The following is an 11,782-nucleotide window of genomic DNA, read 5'->3' as shown; positions in this document are numbered from 1 at the left end:
TTCTTTAATAGAAGATTGGGCTATTTTTATGGCAAAGGAGGGAAAAGAAATGTTTCAAAATAAAGGACAACGTTATGTCACAAAGGGAGTAATGGACAGTTTGCCGGTGGAATTACAAGCTTTATGTTGGAATCTAATCGATCAAAACGTTCAAAAGCAATTTCCTTTAGACTATCTTCAAATTTTTGAATTTTCTACGGAAAAAGGAAATCAAAAGTTGGTTCATCGTCAAGAAGAACCGGAAGAAAGAAAAGAGTATCTGATTTCACCTAAGCTTCGTTTGAAATCAGTGTCTCAAAAAATATGGGTCATTGATTCGGGTGAGTATCAAACGATGTTATTACCAGAAGAATACTAATATCTAAAAGAAAGGAGAGAAATGACTTGTTAGAAACGTCTATCGAAGTACTGGAAAAGTGTGCACAGCTAGTCACTACTCCTGAAGAGTGGGGCTATGAATCCGTTACGATGGAAAAAGAGGAAATTGAAATGGGTATGCTTCCTGAAGATGTTACTCTACCACGTTTAGTAATGACACATCTTTATATTTATTGCGCACCAGAAGATGGAAAAGACTATGTAGTTTATTTCATTACAGATATTACCAGCCAGCGAGAATTTGTTCGCGGGTTACTGGTAGAAGGACGTTTGGTTTGGAGTCAGATTGGAGGAACCAATGAATAAGATCGATTATTTGAGAATGATTGCGAAATGTTTAGAAGATATCCTTACAGCGATTCATCAAATTCTGAAGAAAAAAGGAGAAAGAATATGAAATATTTTCAACTAGTATTGACACTTATAACAGCAATGGTAATTGAAGTGCTTGAACAAAAATTAGCATAGGAGAAAAAGAGATGATTGAAAAAGAATTAGTGACCACACAAACAGAAGTTTGGCGAGATCCTCATCATACCCATCGCTATGTTTTCAAACGACAATGGGCGATCAAAGGAAAAGAAGCGGAAGATAAATTAGCAGTAGTCATTACTATTCGTCCAACAGATACAGAACCATTTACGAATGATTTGAGTATGTTATTAATCGAAAAGAATATCCGACAATTAGGATTTACTGGTTTTATTGCTGTGAATCTTTTTTCGTATACAAAAGCGAAAAGTCCTCGGGTATTTCCTCGTGGAAATGATGAACAATCTTTGGAAATATTAACAACTGTTTTTACAGAAAAGAAAATCAATACCATTATTTTTGCTTGTGGTTCGATTACAGCGACGAGTCAAGTGGCTTATGAACAAGCAAAGACTATTTACGATCAATTGAGTGCGAAACAAAAGAAGATGACCAAAGTATTGATAAAATGCAGAAGGTAAGTTATCCCACCCACTAAGTATTCATGTTCGTAATGAATGGCAATTGGCAGATAGTCAATTATTATTTCAAGAAAAATAACATTTTATTTTCTCATGTTACTTATAAGTAGTTTTACATGCTTTTTGACTTTAAAAATACATGTGATGATACATGTTATATGAATTATCAATGTACCCAGTAATATGCTATTTTCATTATGTAAAAAATAACAGGGGGTGTGTAGATGGAGATTGATGAAACTTGTTTGAGTAACTCTTATAAAAGTATGAATGACTTTTTTGAGGAAATGGAACTGGATTCAGAATTGCTCTATCAATTTTATCTTGCTTTTCGAGGGCAACAGATTTCTTTTCCAATGAAAATGTACGATCGCGAGTTAGTTAGAAAAAGAATCGAAAACATGATAGAACAGGAAAAAACTGTAGATATCCGTCAATTGACAGAAGTTTATGGTTTCTCTGCAAGATGGATTCAAAAAGTAATTAAACAAAAAGAAAGGAGAAGAGTACATGGCTAAGCTGATTGTATTAGGTGGTTTAATTTACGGTGGATATTGGTTATATAAATATATGCTTGCACATCCGAATATAGATAAAGGAAAAGTAATTAAGACAGTTGGGGTAATCATAGTTGGACTCATAGCTCTAACTAAGAAAAATAATACTTGGATAGGCTACAATTAACTAGACAGAAAAATTAAGGTGTGTAGACTAGAAGAAAACATACCAGGAGGAATTTTTATGTCTAAGAGAACACGAAGAACTTTTTCACAAGAATTCAAGCAACAAATCGTCAATCTTTACTTAGCTGGAAAGCCACGTGTAGAAATCATTCGAAAATATGAACTAACGGCTTCAGCATTTGACAAATGGGTAAAGCAATCTAAAACGAGTGGCTCATTCAAAGAAAAAGATAATCTTACGCCTGAACAAAAAGAATTGTTAGAACTACGTAAAAGAAACTAGCAATTAGAAATGGAAAATGATATTTTAAAGCAAGCAGCGCTGATATTCGGACGAAGAGACAAGTAATCGATGCGAATAAGCATCTTTACCCTATATCAGCGATGTGCAGAATATTAGGTCTATCACGTCAGTCCTATTATTATCAATCAAAACCAAAGAAAGACGAATCAGAACTTGAAGAAGTAGTCGCTGAAGAATTTATCCGCAGCCGAAAGGCCTACGGCTCAAGAAAAATAAAAAAAGCCTTATCAAAACGAGGCATTCAGATCAGCCGACGAAAAATTAGTAGAATCATGAAAAATAGAGGATTAAAATCGAGCTATACTGTTGCTTATTTTAAAGTACATCATTCTACTTGCAATGAAGCCAAAACGACAAACGTATTGAATCGTAAATTCTTAAGAGACAACCCATTAGAAGCGATCGTAACAGACTTGACTTATGTACGAGTCGGGAAAAAATGGAATTATGTCTGTTTCATTTTGGATCTGTTCAATCGAGAAATTCTCGGCTATTCTTGTGGAGAACATAAAGATGCCGTTCTAGTAAAAAAAGCATTTAGCCGTATCAAACAACCTCTGACAGAGGTTGAGATTTTTCATACTGATCGTGGAAAAGAGTTTGATAACCAAGCTATTGATGAATTATTAACAACTTTTGACATCAATCGATCATTGAGTCATAAAGGCTGTCCTTTTGATAATGCCGTAGCTGAATCAACTTATAAGTCGTTGAAAGTAGAATTTGTCTATCAATACACATTTGAAACCTTACAACAATTGGATTTGGAGTTATTTGACTATGTCAATTGGTGGAACCACCTTCGGTTGCACGGTACACTTGGCTACGAGACACCGGTTGGTTACCGTAACCAGAGATTGGCGCAGCGAATCCTTGATAATGAGCTCGGATGTGCTAACGCTAGCGAGGCAGTCTAACTTTAACTGTTAGCTCCTGCCGAAGATCGTCACATCCGAGGAGGCTCATTGTCAAGGACAATCGGAATAGCATACGGAAAGAAGTTCTGCACCTTATAAAATTTGTCAAAAAAACTGTTGCCATTCCAGACAACATGTTTGCTAAACATCTAATCTTCTATATAATAATCATATTATTTATATAGTATTAGTTATAGCAAGATACTTTTGTCCTTTATTGCTAGAGTGTCTTGTGACCAGCCAACCTTATCAGTCTTTAAAAAATTTTTATAATCTATTAATTTCATGTGATATGTGGACATATACAAAAAACTTTTTATAATCTTTTAATAGGTATAAAAAATGAAGGAAAGGAAAAAAATTTGTAGATGAAGAAAACAGGTAAACTATTGTCTGCTTTGTTGTTATAAAGAGGGCTTAACAGGAAATAGACACTTTTACGATGGCGTTTGGAAAACGAATACGAAAACCTATCACGAAGCAACGAAATTTTTGACAGGACGTTACGCGACAGATACTAGCTACGATAAAAAATTAAATGTTCTAATCGTGACCTATGATTTTACTACGTATGATAAAGAAGTAGCAGGGCCACAACTAAATAAAGAAGGGTATCTCGTACCAGTCAAAAACTATACGATTTCTAGTCCATTTGGTAATCGTGGAGGAGAATTTCATCGAGGATTAGATTTAGCAGCAGCACAAGGCGATCCAATCTACGCTAGCAAGGCAGTAAGGGTTATTAAAGCAGAGTTTCACCCCTAATGTGGCAATTATGTAGCCATCGAACATGAAGATGGTACAACGACTTTATATGCGCATCAACAAGAATATCAAGTCAAAGTTGGCGACAAAGTAAAACAAGGACAAATTATTGGTTATGTTGGCTCGACAGGAAACAGTACAGGTAGTCACTTACATTTTGAATTATGCTTAGATCACAGTTTAAACCAATCACAATTGATTGATCCAGAAACAATCTTATTCTAAGAAATATTCTAATATTGATTTTCTGAATAAGTTGAGTACAAAAATTATAAAAAGTTATGTTGAACAATTAAAAATTAGCAAAAGAAGTATAACGTATAGTAGTTTTGTTTGGTTGATAAGAGAGATTTACGTAAGTGAAAAATTAATTATATAAGTATTCTCTATTTCCCAAAAAAATCTTACTTCAAGTATTTATAACTGCTAGATTTAGTTAAATAATTAGCAGTATTAGTAAGGAGGTAGAGAAAATGACTTTTTATCAATTACTACAATTAGATCCTTTAATACTTAAGCAAAAAATAAAAAGTACAAAATCCAAGTATGATCGTAGAAAATATATTTTATCCCTAGTTCTACGTTCATTTTTGATTGTTGGTTTTGCTATCTGTGTGATTGTTTTGTCTACGAAGTTTTTTGGTGAATCCAATAAGCCATATGCTATTGTCTTTTTCTGTATGATGCTTAGTCTAAGATTCGTTGACTTTGGGTATAAATACGCTCAATCAATTTTAGGATTGAGTGTTGTCTTTGGTGCATTGTTTGTCGCACCATTTGTCCATTTATTACCAAATTTTACTTTGCAAGTATTGTCGCACTTCCTTTTACTAGGAGGAATACTAATTGCTACTTTAAGTGATTCCAAAATGGGAAATCCGTCATTATATGGATTTTCTTATATATTTGTTGTTTATTCGACAATAACAGACCAAATAACGAAAAAATTATTGAATGATCGTCTTCTTTTCTTTGGTCTCTTTTTTCTTATATTTTGGTGGATAATTTATCACAATCATCGCAATAAGCACAAAAAAAAGACAATGTTCAAGGCTTTAAAAGAAAAGAGTGTTTCATTGAAAATTTGGTTGTTTTCCTATGTATTTTTCATTAGCTTATTATTGTCTGTTAGTCAGTATCTATCTTTTGAACGATTCATGTGGGTTGGGGTTGCCTTTTCCTCTTTATTTGCGAGCTATGGATTTTCAATAATTGATTTGAAAACACGTGCAACCGACCGTTTGCTAGGCACAATTATTGGTATATTTTCTTTTATTCTATTAAGTATGTATTTACCAATTGAGATACTTAGTTTATTAGGTGGTATTTGTTTAGGATTTTGTTCTAGTTACCGTTATAAAACGGTTTTTAATTGTATTGGTGCGTTGACGATAGCTAGTCAGATGTATGGAATTCCTCAAACATTAGCAATGCGGTTTACTTATAACTTGTTAGGTGTAAGCTTAGCTATTTTGGGAATTTGGTTTGTAAAAATGTTGTTAAAGCAAAAAAACATTGTGAAATAGGCTAATTGATAAAAGAGCTTGCTCATATCATATAGTAAGTATAATAATTATTCTAATAAAAATAAGGATAGAAAATAAATTTACATTATTATCTTTTTATATAATTTATTTTTCAATCGCGATTGCTTGATCCAGAAACAGTCTTATTCTAATGAATAGGGCTGTTTTTCGTTCTCCATATTATTTAATTGATATTTAAGAAAATAAATAATTTGAAGTGAAAGAGCAGTTATACCTATAGCCACACATTCAAGTAACCATGATTTTCTTCTAACTGTGTTAAAAGGCTTGTGCCATCAAAAGATAACATATCAGTAAATTGTAGAAGTAATGTGAAAAACAGCAATACATGAGTAAAAAAGTCTTTCGAAATATCAAGTATCTTATAGACTGAAATAATATTTATTTTACTTAAATGTACTAAAGTGAGCCTGATAGCGTGAGCAATTATGGATAAAATAAAACTAATAATTATTATTGTGATAATTGTTAGCGATTCAGATTTTATAGGAAATATAAGAGTAATATAAATGCTTGAGATTATGCTTATCAACGAACAAATGTAATTTATACAAATAGAAAAAATAAGACTGACATAGACAAATAGATATTTTTTAGAAAATAAATTAGAAAGTTGTGACAACATGTGTATGAGAATAGAATAATTTTTTTTCATTTTATACTCCTTTATTTGTAATATATAGTGTATGGCTTAGTTAAATTATTTTATTGTTCACTCAGTATAGTTCTAAAATAGATATAAAATAATTGACAATCTAACTTGTTTCATTGTTTAAATTTGTTGATTGTTGATTTTTCGGTTGTAACTCTTATATTCTCTAATATGGAAAAACATAGTATCATATCATTAATATAGTATCTCTCGTAGTAAGTGGATTTGTAAATGTGATTGTGGTCAATGGTGTCTCGTTCAATATGGAAATTTAATCTGTGGACATACAAAAAGTTGTAGTTGTTTAAAAAAGCAAGATTCTAGAGTAAAAATCGATGGAACCTTTGTAGAGTCTTTGATAGCAAAACGTTCAAAAAATAATCAAAGTGGAATAAAAGGTGTTTGCCATTTAAATAATAAATGGGTTGCATATATTAATTTAGCTGGGAAAAAATATAATTTGAGTTTGTATAAGAGTCTAGAAGATGCAAAAAAGGCAAGAGAAAAAGCGGAAACAGAGTTATTTTTATCTATTATAGAAAAATCATATAAACAAAAAAATTATGATATTAAATATAAAAAGAACATCCATTAAAAGATGTTCTTTTTATATTTTACTGGTATAGATCTTAGGCTTATTCAATTCTTTTATCAATAATGGAGCGTAAAACTTTTTCTCTCAATTCAACAGAATCAATATTATATTTTTGTTCATATCTTTGCACTAATAAATCACAAATATAAAGTTGTGAAATTTTTCCAGCTAAAGAACCACCATTTAAAAATTCTTCAATTGCTGTTTGTAAAACCAAATCAGCAGATTGACCAATTGGTGAATGGATATAATTGGTTATTGCAATTATTTTTGAATCATTTTTTTTTGCAATTTTCAATGAATCGTAGGTATCTTTCGTTTTTCCAGATAAAGAGAAAATAATTACTAGATCCTGATCTGTTAATAAGGAAGCAACTTGAGCTTGAAAGTGTGGATCTAATACTGCTTTTGCTTGCACACCTACTCGTAAAAACATACTTTCTAGATCGAGACTTGTATTTCCACTGGAGCCTACTCCAAATAAATATAAATTCTTTGCTTGTTTAATCATTTGAACTGCGTTATCCAGTTTATTTTCATCTAACAAACGAATAGTTAAATGTAAAGCATCTATTAAAGTATTAGCAATTTCATCATAATATTTCTTACTACTAGGTTGTTCTTTTTGATGACTAAAATCTTCTTTTGCAATTTCAATTTTCAAATCAGAAAATCCAGAAAAACCAATTTTTTGACAAAAACGAATAATCGTTGCATCACCTACTTTAGTATTTTTCTTAATATCATTCATTGTACTATAAATAATAGTTTTACCAGAATTCAAAATAAAATCTGCGACTTTTTTTTCAGATCTCGTTAGTAAGGGGTAGTGCTCTCTGATTAAATAGATATAATTCATACAAACTCCTTTGCAGTTAAAATGTTTTCTCCATTATACTCCATTTTTCTTTAAAAAAACTCCGGATTTATCCTTTTTTAACTTTACATTTTTGAAAGCGGATGCTATATTGTTTTTTTGGAGGTATTATCCAAAAATATAATAAAAATGGAGTGTTTAGGATAATGAATAAACAAGAGTTTTTAGAAGCGATCTCAGATGGTTTAATCGTTTCTTGTCAGGCATTACCTGGTGAAATATTTTATAAAGAAGAAAAGAGTCTTATGCCTTATTTCGCTCTAGCCGCACAAAGAGCAGGAGCTGTTGGTATACGTGCAAATTCTGTTCGTGATATTTTAGCAATCAAAAAACAAGTTGAATTACCAATGATTGGAATTATAAAAAGAGATTATCCACCAGAAGCTCCTTTTATTACAGCAACTATGCGAGAAGTGGACGAGTTGGTTGCTACTGGTGTAGAAGTGATTGCTCTCGATTGCACATTAAGAAAAAGACATGATGGTCTATCTATCAATGATTTTATAAAAAAAATAAAAGAAAAATATCCTCATCAGTTATTGATGGCAGATATATCTAACTTCGAAGAAGGTAAAAATGCTTATGAAGCGGGGGTGGATTTTGTTGGAACTACTTTAAGTGGTTATACCGAAGAAAGTAAAAAGCTATATGGACCAAATTTTGAACTTATTAAACAATTAGTTGAAGCTAATATTTGTGTAATAGCTGAAGGTAGAATTCATACTCCAGAGCAAGCAAAAGAAATAAAAGAATTAGGAGTTGCAGGTATTGTTGTGGGTGGGGCTATTACCCGACCACAAGAAATTACTTCAAGATTTATTAAAGCATTAAGTTAGGGGGAAAAGGAAATGTTTAAAAAATTCTCACAATTAGGTCGTGCATTTATGTTACCGATCGCTATATTACCAGTGGCCGGGCTACTATTAGGTCTTGGAGGAGCGTTGACAAATGAGAGCGCTATAAATGCTTATCCAATTTTAGATCAAACTTGGTTGCATACTATTTTAAGCATCATGAGCTATGCTGGAAATGCAGTTTTTGCAAATCTAGCTTTAATTTTCGCAATCGGAATTGCAGTGGGACTTGCAAATGGAGACAAAGGAACAGCTGGGTTAGCTGGAGGTGTAGCTTATTTAGTCTATACTGCAACAATTAGTGGATTTCTTGAACTATTTTCAGCAAAAGGGGCAACACTTGATACAGGAGTTGTTGGGTCAATTGTTGTGGGGGGAACGGTTGCATTCTTACACAACCGATATAGAAAAATAGAACTTCCGCAATTTTTAGGGTTCTTTGGAGGTTCAAGATTTATCCCTATTGTATCTAGTTTAGCTGCAATTGTTATTGGATCTTTTTTCTATTTAATTTGGCCACCAATTCAAAATGGTTTAGTGGTTGCTGGAGAACAAATTGCACAGATGGGTAGCATAGGTACTTTCCTTTATGGATTCTTACTTCGGTTAACTGGAGCTGTCGGGCTACATCACACAATTTATCCTTTGTTTTGGTACACTTCTTTGGGGGGCACAGAAAATGTTGCTGGTGCAACAATTGCGGGGGCACAAAATATTTTCTTTGCACAATTAGCTGATCCAAATCATACAGGCTTATTTACTTATGGTACTCGCTTTTTTGCAGGAAGATTCGCAACAATGATGTTTGGATTACCGGCAGCTTGCTATGCAATGTATCGTGCGATTCCCAAAAATAATCGTAAGAAAAATGGTGGACTTTATTTTAGTGGTGCTCTTACTTCTTTTTTAACAGGAATTACTGAACCTGTAGAGTATATGTTCTTATTTGTAGCTCCTTGGCTTTATGTGATTCATGCATTCTTAGATGGGCTATCTTTTTATTTTGCGGATATCTTAAATATTCGTGTAGGGAATTCTTTTTCAGGCGGTTTGATCGACTTTTTATTATTTGGTGTACTTCAGGGGAACGACAAAACTAATTGGTTAAAACTTATTCCTTTTGGTATTGCATGGGCGCTTATATATTTCTTTGTTTTTACATTTTTCATCAAAAAATTCAAGGTGGCTATTCCTGGAATGGAAGAAGAATCGGAAGTTCATCCTAAAAAAGCAGTAAATAAAAATACATCATTACGTGAAGAATCTCTTACAATTATTGATGCCCTTGGTGGGAAAGATAATATTGAGTCTGTTGAAGCTTGTGCAACTCGTTTACGTGTTGCTGTTACGAACGGGAAAATTGTTCAAAAACAAACAATAAAAGCCATTGGTGCGACTGCTGTCTTCGAAGTAAAGGGCGGTATACAAGCTGTTTTTGGAGGGAAAGCTGACTTATTAAGTCAAGAAATCAATCAAATATTAGGAAAAGATAAGTAGGAGGTATTTTATATGTTTGAGATTTTCAAAAAGAAAAAACAAGAAGAATTTTATGCACCTTGTTCTGGAAAAATCATTTCCATCACAGAAGTAAATGATCCTGTTTTTTCACAAAAATTATTGGGTGATGGGTTTGCTATCATACCTGATAATACAAAAATTTATGCTCCGTTAGCTGGTCGCGTAACAAATATATTTCCTACTAAACATGCTATTAATATAAAAAGTAACTCAGGAATTGATTATTTGATCCATATTGGAATTGATACAGTCGAATTACAAGGAGAGCCTTTTTCAATTTGTGTGAAAGAAAATGATGTAGTTACTTCTGAAACTTTACTAGTTGATGTAGATTTTGAAAAAATAATAAAATCTGGAAGAGACACTTCTGTTATAGTTGTTTTTCCGGAGAAAAATCAGTTTAGTGATTTAATAATAGATAATGGTCGAATAGATAATGGAAATCTATGTGGAAAAATCACGCGTGTATAAAAAGCTGGGTTCTGTTGCAAAGTTTTAAATCTACTATCAGATAAGGTAGAATAATAGAAAAAGATAGCAGGAGGAATGACGATGAGTCATTTTAAAGGAAAGCAATTTCAGCAGGATGTGATTATTGTAGCCGTGGGCTACTATCTTCGTTATAACCTTAGCTATCGTGAAGTTCAAGAAATCTTATATGATCGTGGCATTAACGTTTCTCATACGACGATTTATCGTTGGGTGCAAGAATATGGCAAACTACTCTATCAAATTTGGAAAAAGAAAAATAAAAAATCCTTTTATTCATGGAAAATGGATGAAACGTACATCAAAATTAAAGGAAAATGGCATTATTTGTATCGAGCCATCGATGCAGATGGTTTAACCTTGGATATTTGGTTACGTAAAAAACGGGACACACAAGCAGCCTATGCTTTTCTTAAGCGGTTAGTGAAGCAGTTTGATGAACCGAAGGTTGTAGTCACAGATAAAGCCCCCTCTATTACAAGTGCCTTTAAGAAACTAAAAGAATACGGCTTTTATCAAGGGACAGAACATCGTACCATTAAATACCTGAATAATTTGATTGAACAAGACCATCGTCCAGTAAAGAGACGCAATAAATTCTATCGAAGTTTACGCACTGCCTCTACCACGATTAAAGGCATGGAAGCCATTCGAGGATTATATAAGAAAACCCGAAAAGAAGGCACTCTCTTCGGGTTTTCGGTCTGTACTGAAATCAAGGTATTATTGGGAATCCCAGCTTAAATCATAGATACCGTAAGGGATTTTATTCTTTATTTAAAACTTTGCAACAGAACCCATAAATTGATGTTTGAGGATCGAACGATTCCTTTGGAATCCTATCCTACAGAACAAATTATTGCTGAAAAATTAAGTGCAACCTTTGATTTTTTAACAGATAATTCAAGAGGAAAAGATTTTTATGATCTCTATACTATTCCTAAAATGGAGAAGATCGATGAGAAGACCTTGAAAGATAGTGTGAGAAATACATTTACACGTCGAGGAAAAACTGATCCGTTAAAGATTTACTATGAAAAGGATATGGATGTACTGAAAAATAGTCACGAGCTAAAAGATACTTGGAAGAAATATCAAAAAAGCAATCCTTATGCTGCGTCGATCACGTACGATGAGACAATGGATTCGATTAGTAATTTGATGGAAAAAGTGATTCACGTCGAAGAAAAAGAGCGAAAACTAGCTTATCAAAGACACCAACAGATAAATAGAGAAATGGAGAGATAAAG

11 protein-coding genes and 4 pseudogenes are annotated in these 11,782 nt (G+C 32.7%); 14 read left to right on the top strand and 1 reads right to left on the bottom strand.

Translation table 11 applies throughout. The features are described from left to right. The first annotated feature begins 49 nt into the window (after nucleotides 1-49). The 9 genes and pseudogenes from IGK91_RS11255 to IGK91_RS11215 all read left to right on the top strand — a co-directional run bounded on the left by IGK91_RS11255 (nucleotide 50) and on the right by IGK91_RS11215 (nucleotide 6,794). A complete protein-coding gene (locus IGK91_RS11255) occupies nucleotides 50-358 on the top strand; it encodes a DUF960 domain-containing protein (protein ID WP_002334080.1) in 309 nt (102 codons plus the stop codon). 26 nt (nucleotides 359-384) lie between these two features. After that, a complete protein-coding gene (locus IGK91_RS11250) occupies nucleotides 385-684 on the top strand; it encodes a 4'-phosphopantetheinyl transferase (protein WP_002389983.1) in 300 nt (99 codons plus the stop codon). A gap of 173 nt (nucleotides 685-857) precedes the next feature. Beyond that, nucleotides 858-1,410, top strand: a pseudogene (locus IGK91_RS11245) (DUF1643 domain-containing protein). Between the two features lie 145 nt (nucleotides 1,411-1,555). Then, nucleotides 1,556-1,849: a Mor transcription activator family protein gene (locus IGK91_RS11240; RefSeq protein WP_002296258.1), complete on the top strand. Its 294-nt coding sequence runs from the start codon at nucleotides 1,556-1,558 to the stop codon at nucleotides 1,847-1,849. Further along, nucleotides 1,842-2,015 carry a hypothetical protein gene (locus tag IGK91_RS11235; RefSeq protein WP_162783193.1) on the top strand — a complete coding sequence of 58 codons (174 nt, stop codon included), beginning with the start codon at nucleotides 1,842-1,844 and terminating at the stop codon, nucleotides 2,013-2,015. The genes IGK91_RS11240 and IGK91_RS11235 overlap by 8 nt, the downstream gene beginning before the upstream one ends. A gap of 57 nt (nucleotides 2,016-2,072) precedes the next feature. After that, nucleotides 2,073-3,235: pseudogene (locus IGK91_RS11230) on the top strand (IS3 family transposase). 411 nt (nucleotides 3,236-3,646) lie between these two features. Beyond that, nucleotides 3,647-4,225: pseudogene (locus IGK91_RS11225) on the top strand (peptidoglycan DD-metalloendopeptidase family protein); the annotation flags it as partial. 248 nt (nucleotides 4,226-4,473) lie between these two features. Continuing rightward, on the top strand, nucleotides 4,474-5,526 hold the full coding sequence (locus tag IGK91_RS11220; protein WP_128479800.1) for an FUSC family protein: 1,053 nt from the start codon (nucleotides 4,474-4,476) through the stop codon (nucleotides 5,524-5,526). Nucleotides 5,527-6,554: 1,028 nt separating this feature from the next. Beyond that, the gene (locus IGK91_RS11215) at nucleotides 6,555-6,794 is read left to right on the top strand and encodes a hypothetical protein (RefSeq protein WP_081123775.1); all 240 of its coding nucleotides are present in this window, start codon (nucleotides 6,555-6,557) and stop codon (nucleotides 6,792-6,794) included. 40 nt (nucleotides 6,795-6,834) lie between these two features. Here the strand turns inward: IGK91_RS11215 and IGK91_RS11210 are convergent, their stop codons facing one another. Continuing rightward, a complete protein-coding gene (locus tag IGK91_RS11210) occupies nucleotides 6,835-7,653 on the bottom strand; it encodes a MurR/RpiR family transcriptional regulator (RefSeq protein WP_081125614.1) in 819 nt (272 codons plus the stop codon). A 164-nt stretch (nucleotides 7,654-7,817) separates the two neighbouring features. Here IGK91_RS11210 and IGK91_RS11205 point away from each other — a divergent pair, with 164 nt between their 5' ends. The 5 genes and pseudogenes from IGK91_RS11205 to IGK91_RS11185 all read left to right on the top strand — a co-directional run. Next, on the top strand, nucleotides 7,818-8,507 hold the full coding sequence (locus IGK91_RS11205) for an N-acetylmannosamine-6-phosphate 2-epimerase (RefSeq protein WP_081123773.1): 690 nt from the start codon (nucleotides 7,818-7,820) through the stop codon (nucleotides 8,505-8,507). Between the two features lie 12 nt (nucleotides 8,508-8,519). Continuing rightward, entirely contained in the window at nucleotides 8,520-10,022 is a 1,503-nt protein-coding gene (locus IGK91_RS11200; RefSeq protein ID WP_081123772.1) for a PTS transporter subunit EIIC, read from the top strand. 12 nt (nucleotides 10,023-10,034) lie between these two features. Continuing rightward, complete coding sequence (locus IGK91_RS11195) at nucleotides 10,035-10,514, top strand: PTS sugar transporter subunit IIA (RefSeq protein WP_113803782.1); 480 nt, start codon at nucleotides 10,035-10,037, stop codon at nucleotides 10,512-10,514. 81 nt (nucleotides 10,515-10,595) lie between these two features. Next, nucleotides 10,596-11,276 carry an IS6-like element IS1216 family transposase gene (locus tag IGK91_RS11190; protein WP_002331383.1) on the top strand — a complete coding sequence of 227 codons (681 nt, stop codon included), beginning with the start codon at nucleotides 10,596-10,598 and terminating at the stop codon, nucleotides 11,274-11,276. A gap of 51 nt (nucleotides 11,277-11,327) precedes the next feature. Beyond that, nucleotides 11,328-11,780: pseudogene (locus IGK91_RS11185) on the top strand (nucleotidyl transferase AbiEii/AbiGii toxin family protein); the annotation flags it as partial. Nucleotides 11,781-11,782: the final 2 nt, after the last annotated feature.

It is taken from the genome of Enterococcus sp. DIV1208, assembly GCF_050530455.1.
In the GTDB taxonomy this organism is placed as follows: domain Bacteria; phylum Bacillota; class Bacilli; order Lactobacillales; family Enterococcaceae; genus Enterococcus_B; species Enterococcus_B hirae.
The sequence above is the reverse complement of the archived record's forward strand: the minus strand, read 5'-3'. Positions and strand labels throughout refer to the sequence as shown.

What these genes read in the sequence shown, in the direction of transcription:
- IGK91_RS11255 (WP_002334080.1), top strand. Translation starts at nt 50, where the DNA reads ATGTTTCAAAATAAAGGACAACGTTATGTCACAAAGGGAGTAATGGAC.
- IGK91_RS11240 (WP_002296258.1), top strand. Translation starts at nt 1,556, where the DNA reads ATGGAGATTGATGAAACTTGTTTGAGTAACTCTTATAAAAGTATGAAT.
- IGK91_RS11235 (WP_162783193.1), top strand. Translation starts at nt 1,842, where the DNA reads ATGGCTAAGCTGATTGTATTAGGTGGTTTAATTTACGGTGGATATTGG.
- IGK91_RS11220 (WP_128479800.1), top strand. Translation starts at nt 4,474, where the DNA reads ATGACTTTTTATCAATTACTACAATTAGATCCTTTAATACTTAAGCAA.
- IGK91_RS11210 (WP_081125614.1), bottom strand. Translation starts at nt 7,653, where the DNA reads ATGAATTATATCTATTTAATCAGAGAGCACTACCCCTTACTAACGAGA.
- IGK91_RS11205 (WP_081123773.1), top strand. Translation starts at nt 7,818, where the DNA reads ATGAATAAACAAGAGTTTTTAGAAGCGATCTCAGATGGTTTAATCGTT.
- IGK91_RS11200 (WP_081123772.1), top strand. Translation starts at nt 8,520, where the DNA reads ATGTTTAAAAAATTCTCACAATTAGGTCGTGCATTTATGTTACCGATC.
- IGK91_RS11195 (WP_113803782.1), top strand. Translation starts at nt 10,035, where the DNA reads ATGTTTGAGATTTTCAAAAAGAAAAAACAAGAAGAATTTTATGCACCT.
- IGK91_RS11190 (WP_002331383.1), top strand. Translation starts at nt 10,596, where the DNA reads ATGAGTCATTTTAAAGGAAAGCAATTTCAGCAGGATGTGATTATTGTA.